Origin of the sequence: Indioceanicola profundi (genome assembly GCF_003568845.1) — a bacterium.
GTDB lineage: Bacteria > Pseudomonadota > Alphaproteobacteria > Azospirillales > Azospirillaceae > Indioceanicola > Indioceanicola profundi.
This window is the reverse complement of sequence record NZ_CP030126.1, coordinates 1935213-1954018: the sequence shown is the minus strand read 5'-3', so window position 1 is coordinate 1954018 and position 18806 is coordinate 1935213. Positions and strand designations below refer to the sequence as shown.

Genomic DNA, 18806 nt, shown 5'->3' with positions numbered 1-18806 from the left:
CCGGGTTCGACCTTGCGGGTTAATTTCATGCATGGAAAACGCCTCCCTCGCGCCCGGCCGGATGCCGGCTTCTAACCTTCAGGCCCCGGCGGGCCGTGTGCCCCAGGGTCATGACCCGGGTCAGCAGCCTACGCTGAAGGCCCGGATATGGGAGAAGGTCGGAACCGAGTTCGGACCGCTGATCCTGTTCTTCCTGGCCAATTCCGCTGTCGGAATCTATGCCGCGACCGCCGTGTTCATGGCGGCGACGGCGGTGGCGGCCGGGTTCGCCTGGTGGCGGGAAGGACGGCTTCCGGTCGTTCCGCTCATCAGCCTGATCTTCATCCTGGCGCTGGGCGCCATGACCCTGGCGGACAGCGATCCGTACTGGATTCTGGTCCGGCCCACCCTCATGAACGGGTCCTTCGCCCTGTTCCTGTTCGGCAGCGTCGCTGTGGGCAGGCCGGGCCTCAAGATGGCGCTGGGCCGTACCTTCCAGCTGACCGACAAGGGATGGAGGATGCTGAGCCTGCGGGTGGCCCTGTTCCTCACCGCCCTGGCGGTGATCAACGAGATCGTGTGGCGGACATTGGGGGTGGATGCCTGGGCGGCCTACAAGACCTTTGCCGTCCTTCCCGCCAACATCCTGTTCATGCTCAGCCAGTGGCGCTTCGCGCAACAGCACCGGCCGCAGGCGGCCTGACGGAAGCAGGCATGGCCTGCATCGACTTCTCCAGGAAGCGAAGCAGGATGGCATAGCTCTCCTCCTCCACCTGCTCATCCCGCATGATGTGATAGCCGGTGGGGCGGACGCCCATCGCGATCAGGGTGCGGCGACTCCAGGCGCCGACCATGGGCACGGGCGGCAGGCTCTCCCGCATCACATTGCAATCCTTGTCCACACGCAGGTGCAGCCCCTCCAGGCTCCAGCGGACGAATCGCTTCTCGACGTCCATGCCGTCCCACTGGTGCCAGGCGTCGTGGACCACAAGCTCCACCTCGGCGCCGCCTCGCCGCAGGTCGCCGGCGATCCGCTCCGTGCGCTCGACGCTGACATTCCGGTCCTTGGCCCCGATCTGGATCAGCACCGGCGCGCCGGTCGCCGTGGGATCGTCCAGCCGGGGGATGGAGCAGCCGTAATAGCTGGCATGGGCGGCAAAGCCCGGCAGGTCGGGCGCCATCAGCCGCCGCATCTGGTCATAGGCCGCAAGCACCGTGATCATCCCGCCATAGGAAAAGCCCATGACGCCGATCCGGTCCGGGTCCACCGCCGGATGCTGGCGTAAGAACCGAAGGCCGCCGAAGGCATCGGCCAGCATCATGGCCTCCGTCACTGTCAGGGCGCGGGTGGTGTCGTCCAGCAGGTCGGCGTCGCGGGTGCCGAAGGTGTCCACCACCAGCACGGCATAGCCGTCCGCCGAGAGGTCGCGGCCATAGGCGATCTCCCGCTCATCCTTCAACCCGCCGAGTCCTTCCAGCACCACCATGGCCGGCAGGCGGCTGCCGGGGGCCGCACCGGGCGGCAGGAACAGCTTGCCTTTGCCTGCGACGGGATTGTCGCGGATTTCAGGGTTCAGCATGTCCCGCAGGATGACGGGATTATGGGTGGCGAAAATGACGTCGTGCATCCGGCTTCTCCAGCATTGCAGAAGTCGAACGGCGGCCGACGTGACCAGTTCCAATTTTTGTTAAAGGTCCGCGAAGCGGCTCAGAACCGCTCCGATATCCAGATGGCGGCGCGGGAGCCGGCCTTGATCACCGCAGTCAGCAGGCCGTAGCCGGCGGTCAGCTCCGCCTCGTTCGCCAGGCCGATGTCGCGGTGCTCCAGCTCTTCCAGGCGGAAGCGCTCGATCGTATCCTTCAGATCGGCCTCGTCCTCGCCCAGCAGCCCGTACTGGTCGGCATAGTGCTCGTCGATGACTTCCTCGACCGCCACGGTGCAGGCCATGGCCGCCCGTTCACCCATCAGGGCGGTGCCGGCGCCCAGGGCGTAGCCGGCAACGTGCCAGAAAGGCTGAAGCACGGTGGGGCGCATCTGGCGCTTGGTGATCAGTTTGCTGAAGGTGTCCAGATGCTCCTGCTCCTGCTCCGCCATATGGCGGATGGTGGGGCCGGACTTGGTGCGGGCCAGGACGGAGAGCTGGCCGGCATAGATGCGGGCCGCCCCGTACTCGCCGGCATGGTCGACGCGGATGATCCGCTCCAGCATGCCGCGCTTGTCCGGGTCGCCAGGCAGGCGGCGGGGGCGGGGCATGTTGGTGGGGGCTGCGAAGCGGTCCTGGCGGGGAAGGGCGGTGTCGCTCATCTCTCGATCCTCGAACAGTGCGCTCAGCAATGGCGGCGGCGGCGGGCGGTCGCCCAGGCAGCGGCGAAGGCAAGGCCGGCCAGCGCCAGAGAGGCCAACGCATTCCAGCCGGCGATGGACAGGCCGAACAGCGACCAGGGGATTTCGTCGCATTTGGCGATGGGGGCGGCGAAAATCTGGGCGCGTAGATCCTCCAGCGAACCGGACGGGTTGAAGCTGGCGCTGCATCCCGACAACCCTTGCCACCAGCCCTGCTCGACCCCGGCATGGAAGAGGGAGATGCCGGCGCCGGCCAGGAAGGCCAACCCGCCAAGCGTCAGCACGACGGCTCTGGCGGCGGGCCGTCCGCCCAGGAACAGGCCGGGCAGCAGCAGGGCGATGGCGGCCGCATAGGCCCAACGCTGCCAGATGCAGAGCTCACATGGCGGCAGCCCGCCCACATATTGGGCGAAGAGGGCGGTGCCGAGCGCGGCCAAACAGGCCCCGATCAACAGGGCGGGTGCAAGGCGCGGAGCGGCCAGAAGACGGGCGGTGCTGCTCATGCCCACCGATATAGCCCCGCGCACGCGGCCGGGGAAGCGGCTACAGCAGGAACTTCACAGCGACGAAACCGCCCACCAGCAGCAGGAAGAAGAGGACGGAGAGCATGCCCAGGTTCTTTTCGATGAAGACCCGGATCGGTTCCCCGAACCAGTAGAGCAGGGCGGCGACCAGAAAAAAGCGCGTGGCCCGCCCGATGATAGAGGCGACGATGAAGCCCGGAATGGTCATGCCCACCATGCCGCTGAACACGGTGGTGATCTTGTAGGGGAAAGGTGTAAGCGCCCCGCCGGCAACGATCAGCGCGCCCCACTCGTTGTACTTCGCCTCGAACGCGGCGAACTGGTCGACATAGCCGTAGGCCTGCAGAATCGGCTCGGCGACCGCCTCGTACAGGGCGTAGCCGATCAGATAGCCGAAAAGCCCGCCGATGACCGAGGCCAGCGTGCAGACGGCGGCGATCAGGAAGGCCTTCTTCCGGTTGGCCAGGATCATCGGAATAAGCATGACGTCCGGCGGGATCGGGAAGAAGGAGCTCTCGGCGAAGGAGACGCCGGCGAGGCTCCACATTGCGCGCGGATGCGCGGCCAGACGCATGGTCCAGTCATAAAGCGGGCGGATCACGGGAAGAAACCTCGCAGGCGCGGTCGGGGGCGGGGCCGTGGCACGGCCGCCCCCGGTCGATCAGGGGGCCCCCACCTGTACCAGCCGTGTCCGGGACAGGCAATCGCGCCCATTGGGCCGCGGGAACATCGAACGGGGCAGCCGCGGGCCTACCCATTCCGGGCAGAAGCCGCGCCATGACGATTCAGTTTGACGCCGCCGGACCGCCCGCTATGATCCCGCCCGCGTCCAAGCGCCCGGTGCCCCAGTGGCGAAATGGTAGACGCGGCAGACTCAAAATCTGTTGGCCGAAAGGTCGTGCTGGTTCGAGTCCGGCCTGGGGCACCACCTTGACTTTCCAGGGCTGGATTCCTGACCGGTGCCCTGCGGCGGCTTTGCAGTCACCGTCTTCATTTCTGCTCGCCCCTCCTTCTGCTGCCAGTTGCGCTGCGATCGGCGTCTTCCTATCGTGTTGCGGTGCAACAGAGGGGGTGGGCGATGAAGCGCGTCATGGCGGGGCTTTTCATTCTGTGCAGTTTGGCCTCGGCCGGACAGGCGGCGGAGAGCGTTTCCGGGACGGAGCAGCCGCCGCGGGTCGCCGTGCTCTCCGCCTTCGAGCCGGAGATGAAGAAGCTCCTGGCCGCGACCGAGGCGCAGGAGCACCGGACCGTCAATGGCGTGCGCTTCACCACGGGCATGCTGGAGGGCAAGCCGGTGGTGCTGGTCCTGAGCGGGATCAGCATCGTGAACGCGGCCATGACCACCCAGCTTCTGCTGGACCGGTTTCCGGTCCAGGCCATCGTCTTCAGCGGGATCGCAGGCGGCATCGACCCGGAGTTGAATGTGGGCGACGTCACCGTGCCGGCCCGCTGGGGCAACTATCTGGAAGGCACCTTCGCCCGCGAGCGGCCGGACGGCACCTATGCCCCGCCGCCCTGGCGCCCGGCCAGCTTCCCCAATTACGGGATGATCCACCCGCAGGAGGTTCCGGTGCGCAGCAGCGCCCATCCCGAGGGTGAGATGCGGTTCTGGTTCGAGGTGGATGAAAAGCTGCTGACCCTGGCGCGCAAGGCGCTGGTGGATGTGCCGCTGGACCGGTGCGCCAAGCCGGACTCCTGCCTTGAGGAGGAGCCGAGGGTCGTGATCGGCGGCAACGGGCTGACCGGGCCGGTCTTCATGGACAATGCGGCGTTCCGCACCTACGCCTTCAAGACCTTCGACGCCGATGCGCTGGACATGGAGTCGGGCGCGGTGGCGATGGTCGCCCATGCCAACGGGGTGCCCTTCATCGCCTTCCGCTCCCTCTCCGACCTCGCCGGGGGCGACGAGGGGGACAACCGGATCTTCACCTTCATGCAGCTTGCCGCCGACAATTCGGCCGCCGTGGTCCGGGCCTTCCTGCGGGCGATGTGACCGCCGGCTCCGCTTGGCACGGAATCTGCTGAACCCTGGAGGGTGGACATCGAAGGGGAGGCGGCGGCATGCGTTGGACGGCACGGTTCCCGAGGGTGGTGCGCTGGCTGGCATTCCCGCAAAGGCAGGCCTCCGGGGCCGGCGCGCCAGGAACCGCCCTCACGCTGCTGGAATGCGGAGCGCCCCTGTTCGACCTTCCGCCGCAGGGGGCAGCGGCGCAGAAGTGATGAGATTTCCGGCAAGCTGCTTAGAAGATGTGCAACCGCCTGCTTCCGGGCAGGGAGCGGTGGCGCCGCCTGTCCGGCTGCAAAGGGTGGATGGCGCCGCCAGAGTCGCCTTCAAGGCCGGCCGCGGCGGGACGGTGCTGGCCGATCTGTTCCAGCGCGCGCCTGCCCGGGTGCTGTTCCCCCATGTGGAACCGGATGAGCCGCCCCAGGCCGTGCTGCTGACCACCAGCGGCGGCCTGACCGGCGGCGACCGTCTGCGCATCGAGGTGGAGGTGGGGCCGGGTGCGGCCGCCACCGTGACCACCCAGGCGGCGGAGCGGCTCTACCGGGCGCGGCCCGGCGAGGGCCATGCCCAGGTCGAGGTGGGCGTGCAGGTCGGGGCGGGGGCCTGGGCCGAATGGTTGGCGCAGGAAACCATCCTGTTCGACGGGGCGCGCCTGCGCCGCCTGTTCGCCGCCGATGTGGCCGAGGGCGGGCGGCTGCTGGCGGTGGAGAGCATCGTGCTGGGCCGCACCGCGCATGGGGAGCGGTTCCGGACGGGGCTGCTGCACGATTCCTGGCGCATCCGCCGCAACGGGCGGCTGGTCTGGGCGGATGCCATGCATCTGCACGGAGATGTCGGCGGCCTGCTGAACGCGCCCTTCGGCTTCGGGGAGGCCACGGCCTGCGCCACCCTGCTCTATCTCGGCGACGATGCCGGCCAGCATCTGGAGCGGGTGCGGGAGGTGCTGGCCGGCGCCGGCGTGCAGGGCGGGGCGACCAGCTTCGACGGGTTGCTGGTGGTGCGCGTGCTGGCCGGGACCGATCCCGCCATGCGGGGCGCCGTTATCGCCGTCGCCGCATCCCTTCGCGCCGCCGCGGCCGGGCTGCCGGCCCGGCTTCCCCGTGTCTGGCATTGCTAGAGGTAGGACCCAGCCCAGATGAACCTGACCCCGCGTGAAAAGGACAAGCTGCTGGTCGCCATGGCGGCCATGGTGGCGCGCCGCCGGCTGGAGCGCGGCGTGAAGCTGAACCATCCCGAAGCCATCGCCCTGATCACCGACACGGTGGTGGAAGGGGCGCGGGACGGGCGCAACGTGGCGGAGCTGATGCAGGCCGGGGCGCAGGTGCTGACCCGCGATCAGGTGATGGAGGGGGTGGCGGAGATGATCCACGATATCCAGGTGGAGGCCACCTTCCCCGATGGGACCAAGCTGGTCACCGTCCACCAGCCGATCCGCTAGGAGGGGCCGCCATGATCCCGGGGGAAATCATCACTGCCGAAGGCGAGATCACGCTGAACGCGGATCGACAGGCCATCGCGCTGCCCGTCTCCAACACCGGCGACCGTCCGGTGCAGGTCGGCAGCCACTATCATTTCTTCGAGGTCAATCCGGCGCTGGATTTCGACCGGGCGGCGGCGCGGGGCATGCGGCTGGACATTCCCGCGGGCACCGCCATCCGCTTCGAGCCGGGGCAGAGCCGGGAGGTGCGGCTGATCCCCTATGCCGGCCTGCGTCGCGCCATCGGCTTCCGGCAGGAGATCATGGGCGATCTGGATGCGCCCGCAACGGGTCAGGGGGGCTGAGCCATGGCGACCCGCATCACCCGCCGCGCCTATGCCGGCATGTACGGCCCCACCGTGGGCGACCGCATCCGCCTGGCCGATACGGAGCTGTTCATTCGGGTGGAGGAGGACCGCACCGTCTATGGCGAGGAGGTGAAGTTCGGCGGCGGCAAGGTGATCCGCGACGGCATGGGGCAGAGCCAGCTCTCCCGCGCCGAGGGCACGCCCGACACCGTCATCACCAATGCCGTGATCCTGGACCATTGGGGGATCGTGAAGGCCGACATCGCCATCCGCGACGGCCGGATCGCCGCCATTGGCAAGGCCGGCAACCCCGACACCCAGCCGGGCGTGGACATCCCCATCGGGCCGGGCACGGAGATCATCGCGGGCGAGGGGCGCATCCTGACCGCCGGTGGCATCGACGCCCATATCCATTTCATCTGCCCCCAGCAGATCGAGGAGGCGCTCCATTCCGGCGTCACCACCATGCTGGGCGGCGGCACCGGCCCGGCGCACGGCACGCTGGCCACCACCTGCACGCCCGGGGCCTGGCATATCGGCCGGATGCTGCAGGCGGCGGAAGCCTTCCCGATAAATCTGGGCTTCTTCGGCAAGGGCAATGCCAGCCGGCCGGCGGCGCTGGAGGAGATGGTGCTGGCCGGGGCCTGCGGGCTGAAGCTGCATGAGGATTGGGGCACCACGCCGGGGGCCATCGATTGCTGCATGTCGGTGGCGGACGATCTGGATGTGCAGGTCACGCTGCACACCGACACGCTGAACGAAAGCGGCTTCGTCGAAAGCACCGTCGCCGCCTTCAAGGGCCGCACCATTCACGCCTTCCACACCGAAGGGGCGGGAGGCGGGCACGCACCCGACATCATCAAGGTCTGCGGCCTGCCCAACGTGCTGCCCAGCAGCACCAACCCGACCCGGCCCTTCACGGTGAACACGCTGGATGAGCATCTCGACATGCTCATGGTCTGCCACCACCTGGACCCGCGCATCGCGGAGGATGTCGCCTTCGCCGAGAGCCGCATCCGCAAGGAAACCATCGCGGCCGAGGACATCCTGCACGACCTCGGCGCCTTCTCCATGATGTCGTCGGACAGCCAGGCCATGGGCCGGGTGGGGGAGACGATCATCCGCTGCTGGCAGACGGCGCACAAGATGAAGGTGCAGCGTGGGGCGCTGGGGCCGGACGATGGGGAGGCCGACAATTTCCGCGCCCGGCGCTACATCGCCAAATACACGATCAACCCCGCCATCGCCCACGGCATCTCCGCCCATGTCGGCAGCGTGGAGGTGGGGAAGCTGGCCGATCTCGTGCTCTGGTCGCCGGCCTTCTTCGGAGTGAAGCCCGACATGGTGATCAAGGGCGGCAGCATCGCCGCCGCTCCCATGGGCGATCCCAACGCCAGCATCCCGACGCCCCAGCCGGTCCACTACCGCCCCATGTTCGGGGCCTTCGGCCGGGCGAACACGGAAAGCAGCCTGCTCTTCGTCTCCCAGGCCTCCATCGGGGAGGGCGTCGGGGCGAGGCTGGGGCTGGGCCGGCCGCTGGCGGCGGTGGAGAACACGCGCGGCGGCATCGGGAAGCGCAGCATGGTGCTGAACGACGCCATGCCGCGGATCGATGTGGACCCGGAAACCTATGAGGTGCGGGCGGATGGGGAGCTTCTAACCTGCGAGCCGGCCAAGGTGCTGCCCATGGCGCAGCGGTACTTTCTGTTCTGATGGCACGGATATGTGCATCAATGTATGATGTTTCTGATGTGGACTTGGGCGGGAGACAGGCGATGCGCACCACTGTGACCCTGGATGATGAGCTGGTGGCCAAGGCCCGGCGCTATACCGAAATACAGGAGACATCCGCTCTGCTGAACAAAGCGCTGAAGACCCTGGTCGAACTGGAGGCGTCCCGCCGGCTGGCCCTATTGGGCGGCAGCGATCCCGCCGCGACCGCCGCTCCTCGCCGGCGGCCGGAATCCACATGATCCTGGTCGACAGCTCCGTCTGGATCGACCATCTCCGCGCACGGGATGAGGTGCTGATGTCCCTCCTTGTAGAACGCCGGGTCGCAGGGCACCCCTTCATCCTGGGTGAGGTCGCATTGGGAAGCATCGCCAACCGCGATGTCGTGGTGGAGCAGCTAAAGGAATTGCCCCAACTCGCGGTCGCGGAGGATGCGGAAGTCATGGCGCTGATCGACCGGCATCGCCTGTTCGGACGGGGCATCGGATATGTGGATGCGCATCTTCTTGCCGCTGTTCGTTTGACGCCCGCGGCCGGCATCTGGACCCGCGACAGGCGCCTGCATCAGGCGGCGGTCGAGCTGGATGTGGCCTCGGGAGTGCTGCATTGATGAGCATGGCCCCGAACCTTCCCCGCGCCACCGAGGTTCTGCCCGCCGGGTCCTGGAACCCTGCCGAAGCCGCCGACCGCATCACGTTGGACTACGACGCCCGGCACCGACGGCGCTTCCGGCTGCGCGGGGCGGCGGGGCTGGAATTCCTGCTGGACCTGCCGCGCGCCACGGCGCTGCTCGATGGCGACGGGCTGAGGCTGGAGGACGGGCGCACCGTGCTGGTCAAGGCGGCGGCGGAGCCCTTGGTGGAGGTGACGGCGAAGGATGCGGCCACGCTGGTGCGGCTGGCCTGGCACCTGGGCAACCGGCATTTGCCGGCGCAGTTCGATGGCGCCCGCATCCTGATCCGGGACGATCATGTGATCGTGCTGATGCTGCACGGGCTGGGGGCCATCGTGCATCCCGTGCGCGCACCCTTCGACCCGGAATCCGGCGCCTATGCCGGCGGGCATGGGCATGCGCATAGTCACGAGCACCATCACGACCACGGCCACGGCCACGGCCACGACCACGGCCATGGGCACCGCCATGACCACTGACGCCGCCCTGTACCGCCTGCTGGCCTGGACCTCGCCGGCATATCCGGTGGGGGCGTTCAGCTACAGCCACGGGCTGGAATGGGCGGTGGAGGCGGGGCAGGTGCGGGATGTGGACGGCGCCGTCGCCTATATCGCCGCCGTGCTGGAACGCGGCGGGGGATGGGTGGATGCCGTGCTGTTCGCCGCCACGCACCGGGTTGCCGGCGATCCCGCGGAACTGGACGGGCTGGCCGACCTTGCCGCGGCCTTCCGCGCCTCCTCCGAAACGGCGCTGGAAAGCCGGCAGCAGGGGCAGGCCTTCCTGACCGTGACCCGCCGGGCCTGGCCGCATCCCCTGCTGGACGAGTTCGCCAGGCGGAGGGCCGGGCTGCCGGTCGCGCATTGCACGGCGATGGCGGTTGCCTGCGCCGCCCACGGGATCGCCCTGGAACCGGCGCTGCACGCCTATCTGCACGGCATCGCGTCCAATCTGGTCTCCGCCGCCGTGCGGCTGGTGCCGCTGGGGCAGACCGACGGGCAGATCGCCACGGCCCGGCTGGGGCAGGCGGTCGCCGCGGTCGGCAGGGCGGCCCTGGCCGCGGATATCGACGAGCTGGGCACGGCGGCGCCGGGCCTGGAACTCTGCTCCCTTGCGCACGAAACCCAGTATACGAGGCTGTTCCGCTCATGACCGTGACTTCAGGCAACGGCCCCCTGCGGGTCGGGATCGGCGGCCCGGTCGGCTCCGGCAAGACGGCGCTGACCGACCGGCTCTGCAAGCTGATGCGTGGGCCCTACGATGTGGCCGCCATCACCAACGACATCTACACCAAGGAGGATGCGGAGTTCCTCACCCGCTCCGGCGCGCTCGTCCCGGAACGGATCATGGGGGTGGAGACGGGCGGATGCCCCCATACCGCCATCCGGGAGGATGCCAGCATTAATCTGGCCGCGGTGGACCAGATGAACGCCCGCTTCCCCGGCCTGGAACTGATCTTCATCGAGAGCGGCGGCGACAATCTGGCCGCGACCTTCAGCCCGGAGCTGGCGGACATCACGATCTACGTCATCGATGTCTCCGCCGGGGACAAGATCCCGCGCAAGGGCGGGCCGGGCATCACCCGCTCCGACCTGCTGGTGATCAACAAGATCGATCTCGCCCCGCTGGTGGGCGCGTCGCTGGAGGTGATGGACCGGGATGCCCGCAGGATGCGCGGCGAGCGGCCCTTCCTCTTCACCAACCTCAAGGAAAACAGGGGCGTGCACGACATCGCCCGCTTCATCGTCCGGACCGGCGGCCTGCCCGAACGTCCGTTGCCCGAAACCATCTAGGAGGCACCGCCTTGCGCCCGACCCCGTTTCTCCTCTCCCTCGGTCTAGCCCTGATCGCGGCGCCGGCCGCGGCCCATAGCGGCCATGGAAATATCGGCGGCTTCGTCGCCGGCCTTGCCCATCCGCTGCTGGGGCTGGATCACATGCTGGCCATGGCGGCGGTCGGCCTCTGGGCCGCACAGCTCGGCGGGCGGGCGTTGTGGCAGGTGCCGGCGGCGTTCCTGGGCGTCATGGCGCTGGGAGCCGGCCTCGCCATGTCGGGCCTGACGCTGCCGCAGGTGGAGGGGATGATCCTGGCCTCCGTCCTGGTCCTCGGCCTCGCCGTGGCCTGGGCGGGCCGGCTGCCGGTTTCGGCGGCGGTGGGCGTGGCCGGGCTGTTCGCCCTGTTCCATGGGGCCGCGCACGGGCAGGAGCTTCCGGCCGGGGCGGGGGCGGGCTTCTACGCCGCCGGCTTCCTTCTCGCCACCACGGCGCTGCATGCCATCGGCCTGGCGCTGGCCGCGGCGGCGCCCCGGCGCTTCCACATGGCGTCGCGCCTGATCGGCGGGCTGACGGCGCTGGGCGGCTTGGCACTTGCGGTTTCCTGAGCCATCGTGGGATTCATGACGGAGCAGCAGCGGATCAGCCGTGCCCGATACCGATGACATGACGATCTTCGCGCGGGTGGTGGAGCTTGGCAGCCTGTCGGCGGCCGGGCGCTCCCTCCGCATGTCGCCGGCGCTGGTCAGCAACCGCATCGCGCGGCTGGAATCGCAGCTCGGCGTTCGGCTGCTGAACCGCACCACCCGCCGTGTCGACTGCACGGGCGAGGGGTCCAGCTTCTATGAGCATTGCCGCGTCATCCTGGCCCAGTTGGAGCAGGCGCGCAGCGAACTGGCGGAGCGCACGGCCCGCCCCTCCGGCCCGATCAAGGTGACGGCGCCCTGCGGGTTCGGACGGCGCTACGTGGCCCCGCACATCCCGGCCTTCCTGGAGCGGTTTCCCGATATCCAGGTTCGCCTGGACCTGACCGACCGGCTGGTGGACCTGATCGAGGAACAGGTGGATCTGGCGATCCGCATCGCGGCGCTCGAGGATTCCACCGCCATCGCCCGCACGCTGGCCGCCAACCGGCGCGTCATCGTGGCGGCCCCGGCCTATCTCGCCCGGCATGGCCGGCCGGAGCTGCCGGAGGATCTGCTGCATCACAACTGCCTGCTTCTGCGCTTCCCCGGCTCGCAGCAATACCGCTGGACGCTGGAGACGCCGCACGGCCCCGTGACCCTGCCGGTATCGGGCAACATGGATTCCAGCAATGGGGAAGTGCTGCGGGACTGGTGCATTGCCGGGCACGGGCTGGCGCTGAAATCCCTGTGGGAGGTCTGGGAGGATCTACGGGACGGCAGGCTGGAGGCGGTGCTGCCGGGTTTCCCGCCGCCCGGCCACGCCGTTACCGCCCTTTATCCCAACAGCCGGCATCTGCCTGTCCGGGTGCGGGTGCTGATCGACTTCCTGGTCGAACTGTTCGGCCCGGTCCCGCCCTGGGAGCGGGAATGGGCGCGGGATTAGGCCTGCTCCTCCGGGCCCTTCTTCGCAAGGCGCAGTACGCCGCCATCCGGTCTCGTGATCTCGATGATGGTCTCGACCCTCACCAGGCGACGGTCCACGTCGCGCATGTCCGCGGCCAGCCGGTCTACGGCTTCCGCAACGGCTACGACCTTACCGTTCAGCTCGATTGCCGTCTTCAGCCCGGCAAGTATGTCCTTGATCGCGCTCACCCGCGACGCTCCAACTGGGCACGGGTCGCTGCGACGCTCGCCAGGGCGCGATCCAGCGCGTCGGATGCCGCCTTGTTGCTGCGCTCCAACTCGGCCGCCATTGCTGCGAGCTGAGCCAGCTCCGCCGCATTCTCCGGGTCGTAGCTGTCCACGGAGCGACGGACGAACTCCCCAACCGATACGCCTGCGGTGCGGGCCTTCGCTTCCAGGCGGGCCTTCTCGGCGGGCGTCATCAAGGCCGTAACCCGCTCCGTCGCCGCCTCGCTCGTTCCGATCTGCATGTGCATCTCCTACCGCTGGACGCTCCACATGATAAGGGTATTATAAGGTCTGGCGTCAAGCGGTGGGCAGCAGGTCCCGCAGGCGCAGCAGGGCGATGCGCTCCACCTGGGCCAGGGCGGTGGCGAACTCCTCCTCCGGGCTGTTGTGGATGCGCTGTTCGAAGGATGAGAGGATTTCCGCCCGGCTGCGGCCCTTGACCGCCATGATGAAGGGGAAGCCGAACTTGGCGGTATAGGCGTCGTTCAGCTCCGTGAAGCGGGCGAACTCCTCCGCCGTGCATTTGTCCAGCCCCGCGCTCGCCTGCTCCGCCGAGGAGGCCAAGGTGAGCTCTCCGGCCAGGGCGAGCCGCCCGGCCAGGTCGGGATGGGCGCGGAGCAGGGCGAGCTTCCGGTCATGGGGGGCGGCGCGCACCACCTGCGCCATGGCCGCGTGCAGCCCTTCCGCCGTGTCCCAGGCGGCGCGGCCGTGACCTCCGGCCAGGACCCCCTCCGCCACCCAGGGCGAATGCTCGAACACGCCGCCGAAGCGGGCGATGAACTCCTGATCGCCCAGGCGGGAGGGCGGGGGGATGTCGGGTGCGGGCATGGAACCTCCATATTTAGGCACCCTACCATTCTGCGCGGGTCCGGCAGCCGCGTTTATGGCGCAATCTTTGAAAGTCTTTCCATGCGCGAAGACATGTGCATTGCGGCATGGCTGGCTGATACTATCGGGATGTTTCGCGCGGGGGCTGGGAAGGAACGGATGACGGCATCGGATCGGCGGCTCACCACCCATGTGCTGGACCTGACCCATGGGCGTCCGGCGGCCGGCATGCGCATCGCGCTGTACCGGATCGCCGGCGATGGCGCGCGGACGCCGGCTGCGGAAACCGTGACCAATGCCGACGGGCGCTGCGACGCGCCCCTGCTGGCCGGGGCCGAGTTCGCGCCGGGAGCCTATGAGCTGGTGTTCCAGGTCGGGCCCTATTTCGCCGGCTTGGGCGTGCCCGGCCCGGCCTTCCTGGAGGAGGTGCCGATCCGTTTCACGGCGGCGGAGGGGCGGCAGCATTACCATGTGCCGCTGCTGGTCTCCCCCTACGGCTATTCCACCTACCGCGGCAGTTGAAGGGAAGCGGGCGATGCGCAACGAGGTCCGTTTCCTGCTGGGCGATGAGCCGGTCACCATCGGCGCCGTGAACCCGACCACCACCCTGCTGGACTGGCTGCGCGAGGAGCGCCGCCGTACCGGCACCAAGGAGGGGTGTGCCGAGGGGGACTGTGGCGCCTGCACCGTGGCGGTGGGCCGACCGGTGGAGGGGCGCATGCGGTACGATGCGGTGAATGCCTGCATCCGCTTCCTGCCCACCCTGGATGGCTGCCAGGTGCTGACCGTGGAGGATCTGAAGGCCCGGGATGGCGGCCTGCATGCCTGCCAGGAGGCCATGGTGGAATGCCATGGCAGCCAGTGCGGCTTCTGCACGCCGGGCATCGTCATGTCGCTCTTCACCCTGCATCGGGAGGGGGAGGCGGCGGCCCGGCGGGCCGATGACGCCCTGGCCGGAAATCTCTGCCGCTGCACCGGCTACCGCCCCATCGCCGCCGCGGCGGCGCGCATGTTCGAGATCGCACCGGCCGCGGCCGACCACATCGCTTCTGCCGAGGCGCAGACCGTCGCGGTGCTGGAGGCGATGCGGGACGGGGAGACGGTGGAGCTGGCCGGGGGCGGGCAGCGCTTCCTCTCCCCCGCCGATCTGGACGAGTTCGCCGGCTTGGTGGCGAGGCATCCGGAGGCCTGCATCCTGTCCGGCGGCACCGATGTGGGGCTGTGGGTGACCAAGCAGCTCCGCACGCTGGGCACCGTGATCCATATCGGCCGGGTGGAGGCGTTGCGCCGGATCGAGGATGCGGGCAGCCATCTGCGCATCGGCGCGGCGGTGACCTATACGGAGGCGCAAGCCGCACTGGGCGCGCTGTACCCGGATATGGGGGAGCTGGTGCGGCGCATCGGCGGGCAGCAGGTGCGCAACATGGGTACGATCGGCGGCAACATCGCCAACGGCTCTCCCATCGGGGACACGCCGCCGGCCCTGATCGCCGCCGGAGCGACGCTGGTGCTGCGCAAGGGGGCGGAGCGGCGGACTTTGCCGCTGGAGGATTTCTTCCTGGACTACCGCCGGCAGGACCGGCAGCCCGGCGAGTTCGTGGAGGCGGTGCTGCTGCCGAAGCCGGCACCCGGCCTGATCTACCGCGCCTACAAGGTGTCCAAGCGCTTCGACCAGGACATCTCCGCCGTCTGCGCCGCGTTCGGCATCATGGTGGAGGATGGCGTCGTGATGGCGGCGCGGCTGGCCTATGGCGGCATGGCCGGCGTGCCGAAGCGGGCGGTGCTGGCGGAAGCGGCATTGATCGGCCAGCCCTGGGGCGAGGCCGCGGTGCGGGCGGCCATGGATGCCGTGGCGCGGGATTTCGCGCCGCTGACCGATATGCGCGCCACCGCCGGTTACCGCGCCAGGGTGGCCGCGAACCTGCTGTACCGCTGCTGGTTGGAGACGGGAACGGAGGGCGTCGCCACACGGCTGGTCGGCGGCGGCGCCTTGTCCGGGGAGGTAGCCCATGCGTGACGAACCCTCGATCTCCGCCCCCATCACCGGCACGGTGCATGAGCCCCGCTTGCATGACAGCGCCATCCGCCATGTGACCGGCGAGGCGACCTATGTCGACGATATCCGGGAGCCGGCGGGCCTGCTGCATCTCTGCCTCGGCCTGTCGGAAAAGGCGCATGCGCGGGTGCTGGAGCTGGATCTGACTGCGGTGCGGGCGCATCCCGGCGTGGTCGCGGTGCTGACGGCCGGGGATGTGCCGGGCGTCAACGACATTTCCTGCATGGGCCGGATGGATGAGCCGCTGTTTGCCGGGGAGCTGGTGGAGCATGTTGGCCAGCCGCTTTTCGCCGTGGCGGCGGAGACGCGCGGTGCCGCCCGGCATGCCGCCCGGCTGGCCCGGGTGCGGTATGAGGAACTGCCGGCCATCCTGGACATCCAGGCTGCGAAACAGGCCGGCTCCAAGGTGGTGTTTCCGCCCATGACCCTGACGCGCGGCGATGCGGCCGCGGCCATCGCGGCGGCCCCCCATCGCTTGGCGGGCAGCCTCGCCATGGGCGGGCAGGAGCATTTCTATCTGGAAAGCCAGGCCGCCATGGCGGTGCCGGGAGAGGATGGGGAGATGCTGCTCCACGTCTCCACCCAGCATCCAAGCGAGGTGCAGCATGTCGTGGCCCACATCCTTGGCCTGTCCACCGCCGCGGTGACGGTGGAGGTGCGGCGCATGGGGGGTGGGTTCGGCGGCAAGGAGACCCAGGCCAATCTGTTCGCCGCCGCCGCGGCCCTGGCGGCGCGCGTGACCGGCCGTCCGGCCAAGCTGCGCCCCGACCGCGACGACGACATGGTGGTCACCGGCAAGCGCCATGATTTCGAGGTGGATTACACGGTGGGCTTCGACGATGCGGGCCGCATCCTGGGCGCGGATTTCAGGTTCGCCGCCCGCGCCGGCTATGCCGCCGACCTGTCTGGCCCGATCAGCGACCGTGCCCTGTTCCATTGCGACAATGCCTATCACTATGGGGCGGTCACGGCGACGGCGCTGCCGCTGAAGACCAACACCCAGTCCAACACCGCCTTCCGCGGCTTCGGCGGGCCGCAGGGCATGGTGGCGGCAGAGCGGGTCATCGAGGAAGTGGCCTACGCGCTGGGCATGGACCCGCTGGATGTGCGCCGCGCCAACCTGTACGGCATGGCGGGCACCACCACACCCTACCATCAGGAGGTGGAGGACTGGCCGGTTCTGCACAGGCTGCTGGACCAGTTGGAACGGGACTCCGGCTACCGCGCCCGGCGGCAGGACATCCGACGCTTCAACCAAGCCAGCCCGGTGCTGAAGAAGGGCATCGCCCTGACGCCGGTGAAGTTCGGCATCAGCTTCACCAACACCGCCTATAATCAGGCGGGCGCCCTGCTGCATGTCTATCGCGACGGCTCCGTCCAGTTGAACCATGGCGGGACGGAGATGGGGCAGGGGCTGTTCGTCAAGGTGGCCCAGGTGGTCGCCAGCGAGCTGCAGATCGATATCGGCCGTATCCGGCACCAGGCCACCAACACCGGCAAGGTGCCCAACACCTCCGCCACCGCCGCCAGCTCCGGCTCCGACCTCAACGGCATGGCGGCGCGGGATGCGGCACGCACGGTGAAGGGGCGGCTGGTCGCCTTCGCGGCGGAACGGTTCGGGGTGGAGGAGGCGGAGGTGCGCTTCCAGTCCAGCCGGGTCTTGGTCGGGGAAAAGGCCGACCTTGGCTTCGCCGAGCTGGTGGAGATGGCCTATCAGGCCCGTATCCAGCTTTCCGCTACCGGCTTCTACAAGACGCCCAAGATCCACTGGGACCGGAAGAGCGGGCGCGGGCGGCCCTTCTACTACTTCGCCTATGGGGCGTCGGTGTCCGAGGTGACCATCGACACGCTGACCGGCGAGTACCGGGTGGACCGGGTGGACATCCTGCACGATGTCGGCACCAGCCTGAACCCGGCCATCGATGTGGGCCAGCTTGAAGGCGGGTTCGTGCAGGGCATGGGATGGCTGACGATGGAGGAGCTGTGGTGGGACGCCGCGGGCCGGCTGCGCACCCATTCCCCCAGCACCTACAAGATCCCCGCCTGCTCCGACCGGCCGCGCATCTTCAATGTGAAGCTGCTGGAGGATCAGCCGAACCGGGAGGAGACCATCCACCGCTCCAAGGCGGTGGGGGAGCCGCCGGTGATGCTGGCGATCTCCGTGCTGCATGCCCTGTCGGATGCCGTGGCCAGTGTCGCCGACCACCGCCACCCGCCGCGCCTGGACGCCCCGGCCACGCCGGAGCGGGTGCTGATGGCGGTGGAGCGGCTGAAGGCCCTGGCCCCGGCAGGGGAGCCGGGATGACCGGGGCCCTGTCCGCCATACTGCGCCAGTGGATCGGGCGTGGCGAGCCGGCGGTGCTGGTCACCGTCGCCGCCGCCCGCGGCTCCACCCCGCGCGAGGCGGGGGCGGCGATGCTGGTGGGGCAAGGCACCTGGCCGGCACCATCGGCGGCGGGCGGCTGGAGTGGGAGGCGGTTGCGCGGGCGCGGCAAATGCTGGCGGGGACGGTGGCGCCGGGACGGGTGGAGTTTCCGCTGGGCCCGGCGCTGCGGCAATGCTGCGGCGGTGTGGTGACACTGGCCTTCGACATGGCGGATGCCGCCGCCTGTGAGCGGCTGGAAAGCCTGGAACAGGCCGTGCGGGCCGGTGAGCCGCAGGTCTATCTGTTCGGGGCCGGGCATGTGGGCAAGGCGCTGGCCCATGCCCTGTCGCCGCTGCCGGTGCGGACAGTCTGGGTGGATGAGCGGGCGGCGGAGTTTCCGGACCGCCTGCCGCCGGGGATCGTGCAGCACTGCGTGCCCGACCCGCTGGGCGTGGTGGCGGAGATGCCGGCGGGGGCGGCCATGCTGGTGCTGACCCACAGCCACGATCTGGATTTCGACCTGGCCGCGGCCGGGCTCTCCCACGGCGACCTCGCCTATGTCGGGCTGATCGGCTCCGCCACCAAGCGGGCCAAATTCCTGCGCCGCTTCCGCGACAAGGGCGGCGGGGCGGAGGCGGCGGGGCGGTTGGTCTGCCCCATCGGCGGCGATGCCGTGCGCGACAAGCGGCCGGCGGTGATCGCGGCGCTTGCGGTGGCGGAGGTGCTGACCGCACTGGCCCAGTACCAGCCGGCGGAGGCCGCACCCGTCCGGGACTGCATCGCCTGCGCGCCGGGGCAGCGCTGTGATGACGCGCCGGCACCTCGGCTTTCGCGGCTTCCTTGAAACTGCTGCCGCCGGAGCCGGCTTCCGCAGCCCTGCCGGATTGCGCAAGCTCCGAAAATACAGTGTTGCGCTTTCCTCTCCCTTGT

At 69.2% G+C, this 18806-nt stretch carries 26 protein-coding genes and 1 tRNA gene; 20 read left to right on the top strand and 7 right to left on the bottom strand.

From position 1 onward, the window contains the following. Positions 1–31 precede the first annotated feature (31 nt). Positions 32–682: an inner membrane-spanning protein YciB gene (locus DOL89_RS09315; RefSeq protein WP_119678896.1), complete on the top strand. Its 651-nt coding sequence runs from the start codon at positions 32–34 to the stop codon at positions 680–682. Here DOL89_RS09315 and DOL89_RS09310 read toward each other — a convergent pair. The 4 genes from DOL89_RS09310 to DOL89_RS09295 form a co-directional block, all read right to left on the bottom strand. Continuing rightward, entirely contained in the window at positions 636–1607 is a 972-nt protein-coding gene (locus DOL89_RS09310) for a dienelactone hydrolase family protein (RefSeq protein WP_119678895.1), read from the bottom strand. The genes DOL89_RS09315 and DOL89_RS09310 overlap by 47 nt on opposite strands. Before the next feature lie 80 nt (positions 1608–1687). After that, positions 1688–2284, bottom strand: a complete 597-nt coding sequence (locus tag DOL89_RS09305) for a demethoxyubiquinone hydroxylase family protein (protein WP_119678894.1) — start codon at positions 2282–2284, stop codon at positions 1688–1690. A 23-nt stretch (positions 2285–2307) separates the two neighbouring features. Next, positions 2308–2826: a disulfide bond formation protein B gene (locus tag DOL89_RS09300; protein ID WP_119678893.1), complete on the bottom strand. Its 519-nt coding sequence runs from the start codon at positions 2824–2826 to the stop codon at positions 2308–2310. A 40-nt stretch (positions 2827–2866) separates the two neighbouring features. After that, positions 2867–3448, bottom strand: coding sequence for a YqaA family protein (locus tag DOL89_RS09295; RefSeq protein ID WP_119678892.1), 582 nt, complete (start codon positions 3446–3448; stop codon positions 2867–2869). Positions 3449–3689: 241 nt separating this feature from the next. Here DOL89_RS09295 and DOL89_RS09290 point away from each other — a divergent pair. The 14 genes from DOL89_RS09290 (at position 3690) to DOL89_RS09230 (ending at position 12379) form a co-directional block, all read left to right on the top strand. Further along, positions 3690–3775 (top strand) — tRNA-Leu (locus tag DOL89_RS09290). A gap of 162 nt (positions 3776–3937) precedes the next feature. After that, positions 3938–4840, top strand: a complete 903-nt coding sequence (locus DOL89_RS09285; RefSeq protein WP_205574552.1) for a 5'-methylthioadenosine/S-adenosylhomocysteine nucleosidase — start codon at positions 3938–3940, stop codon at positions 4838–4840. A 68-nt stretch (positions 4841–4908) separates the two neighbouring features. Continuing rightward, a complete protein-coding gene (locus tag DOL89_RS24825; protein ID WP_162937420.1) occupies positions 4909–5067 on the top strand; it encodes a hypothetical protein in 159 nt (52 codons plus the stop codon). A gap of 59 nt (positions 5068–5126) precedes the next feature. Continuing rightward, positions 5127–5969 carry an urease accessory protein UreD gene (locus DOL89_RS09280; protein ID WP_225889747.1) on the top strand — a complete coding sequence of 281 codons (843 nt, stop codon included), beginning with the start codon at positions 5127–5129 and terminating at the stop codon, positions 5967–5969. An 18-nt stretch (positions 5970–5987) separates the two neighbouring features. Further along, complete coding sequence (locus tag DOL89_RS09275) at positions 5988–6290, top strand: urease subunit gamma (RefSeq protein WP_119678889.1); 303 nt, start codon at positions 5988–5990, stop codon at positions 6288–6290. Positions 6291–6301: 11 nt separating this feature from the next. Further along, the gene (locus DOL89_RS09270) at positions 6302–6634 is read left to right on the top strand and encodes an urease subunit beta (RefSeq protein ID WP_119678888.1); all 333 of its coding nucleotides are present in this window, start codon (positions 6302–6304) and stop codon (positions 6632–6634) included. 3 nt (positions 6635–6637) lie between these two features. After that, the gene (ureC, locus tag DOL89_RS09265) at positions 6638–8350 is read left to right on the top strand and encodes an urease subunit alpha (protein ID WP_119678887.1); all 1713 of its coding nucleotides are present in this window, start codon (positions 6638–6640) and stop codon (positions 8348–8350) included. A gap of 62 nt (positions 8351–8412) precedes the next feature. Further along, positions 8413–8610 carry a type II toxin-antitoxin system VapB family antitoxin gene (locus tag DOL89_RS09260; RefSeq protein ID WP_119678886.1) on the top strand — a complete coding sequence of 66 codons (198 nt, stop codon included), beginning with the start codon at positions 8413–8415 and terminating at the stop codon, positions 8608–8610. After that, the gene (locus tag DOL89_RS09255) at positions 8607–8978 is read left to right on the top strand and encodes a type II toxin-antitoxin system VapC family toxin (RefSeq protein WP_119678885.1); all 372 of its coding nucleotides are present in this window, start codon (positions 8607–8609) and stop codon (positions 8976–8978) included. Before DOL89_RS09260 ends, DOL89_RS09255 begins: the two co-directional genes overlap by 4 nt. Next, positions 8978–9520: an urease accessory protein UreE gene (locus DOL89_RS09250; RefSeq protein WP_119678884.1), complete on the top strand. Its 543-nt coding sequence runs from the start codon at positions 8978–8980 to the stop codon at positions 9518–9520. Before DOL89_RS09255 ends, DOL89_RS09250 begins: the two co-directional genes overlap by 1 nt. Further along, the gene (locus DOL89_RS09245) at positions 9438–10190 is read left to right on the top strand and encodes an urease accessory protein UreF (RefSeq protein WP_225889746.1); all 753 of its coding nucleotides are present in this window, start codon (positions 9438–9440) and stop codon (positions 10188–10190) included. Before DOL89_RS09250 ends, DOL89_RS09245 begins: the two co-directional genes overlap by 83 nt. Further along, positions 10187–10831, top strand: a complete 645-nt coding sequence (gene ureG, locus DOL89_RS09240; protein WP_119678883.1) for an urease accessory protein UreG — start codon at positions 10187–10189, stop codon at positions 10829–10831. The genes DOL89_RS09245 and ureG overlap by 4 nt, the downstream gene beginning before the upstream one ends. 11 nt (positions 10832–10842) lie before the next feature. Beyond that, a complete protein-coding gene (locus DOL89_RS09235; protein WP_119678882.1) occupies positions 10843–11418 on the top strand; it encodes a HupE/UreJ family protein in 576 nt (191 codons plus the stop codon). A 40-nt stretch (positions 11419–11458) separates the two neighbouring features. After that, a complete protein-coding gene (locus DOL89_RS09230; protein ID WP_119678881.1) occupies positions 11459–12379 on the top strand; it encodes a LysR family transcriptional regulator in 921 nt (306 codons plus the stop codon). On the opposite strand, the gene DOL89_RS09225 is transcribed toward DOL89_RS09230, so the two are convergent. Genes DOL89_RS09225 through uraD form a run of 3 tightly spaced genes read right to left on the bottom strand, consistent with a single transcriptional unit; the run spans position 12376 to position 13455 of the window. After that, the gene (locus DOL89_RS09225) at positions 12376–12588 is read right to left on the bottom strand and encodes a hypothetical protein (RefSeq protein ID WP_119678880.1); all 213 of its coding nucleotides are present in this window, start codon (positions 12586–12588) and stop codon (positions 12376–12378) included. The two genes, DOL89_RS09230 and DOL89_RS09225, sit on opposite strands and share 4 nt — an antisense overlap. Then, positions 12585–12869: a plasmid mobilization protein gene (locus DOL89_RS09220; RefSeq protein ID WP_119678879.1), complete on the bottom strand. Its 285-nt coding sequence runs from the start codon at positions 12867–12869 to the stop codon at positions 12585–12587. Before DOL89_RS09220 ends, DOL89_RS09225 begins: the two co-directional genes overlap by 4 nt. A gap of 55 nt (positions 12870–12924) precedes the next feature. Further along, the gene (gene uraD / locus DOL89_RS09215) at positions 12925–13455 is read right to left on the bottom strand and encodes a 2-oxo-4-hydroxy-4-carboxy-5-ureidoimidazoline decarboxylase (protein ID WP_162937419.1); all 531 of its coding nucleotides are present in this window, start codon (positions 13453–13455) and stop codon (positions 12925–12927) included. 159 nt (positions 13456–13614) lie between these two features. Here uraD and uraH point away from each other — a divergent pair, with 159 nt between their 5' ends. The 5 genes from uraH to xdhC are packed head-to-tail and all read left to right on the top strand — an operon-like array spanning position 13615 to position 18720. Next, positions 13615–13977 carry a hydroxyisourate hydrolase gene (gene uraH / locus DOL89_RS09210; protein WP_119678877.1) on the top strand — a complete coding sequence of 121 codons (363 nt, stop codon included), beginning with the start codon at positions 13615–13617 and terminating at the stop codon, positions 13975–13977. Between the two features lie 13 nt (positions 13978–13990). Then, the gene (xdhA, locus tag DOL89_RS09205) at positions 13991–15472 is read left to right on the top strand and encodes a xanthine dehydrogenase small subunit (RefSeq protein ID WP_119678876.1); all 1482 of its coding nucleotides are present in this window, start codon (positions 13991–13993) and stop codon (positions 15470–15472) included. Then, the gene (gene xdhB, locus DOL89_RS09200; protein ID WP_119678875.1) at positions 15465–17816 is read left to right on the top strand and encodes a xanthine dehydrogenase molybdopterin binding subunit; all 2352 of its coding nucleotides are present in this window, start codon (positions 15465–15467) and stop codon (positions 17814–17816) included. The genes xdhA and xdhB overlap by 8 nt, the downstream gene beginning before the upstream one ends. Next, the gene (locus DOL89_RS25505; protein ID WP_225889745.1) at positions 17813–18088 is read left to right on the top strand and encodes an XdhC family protein; all 276 of its coding nucleotides are present in this window, start codon (positions 17813–17815) and stop codon (positions 18086–18088) included. The genes xdhB and DOL89_RS25505 overlap by 4 nt, the downstream gene beginning before the upstream one ends. Next, positions 17974–18720, top strand: a complete 747-nt coding sequence (xdhC, locus tag DOL89_RS09195; protein WP_225889963.1) for a xanthine dehydrogenase accessory protein XdhC — start codon at positions 17974–17976, stop codon at positions 18718–18720. Before DOL89_RS25505 ends, xdhC begins: the two co-directional genes overlap by 115 nt. The last annotated feature ends 86 nt before the right edge of the window (positions 18721–18806 follow it).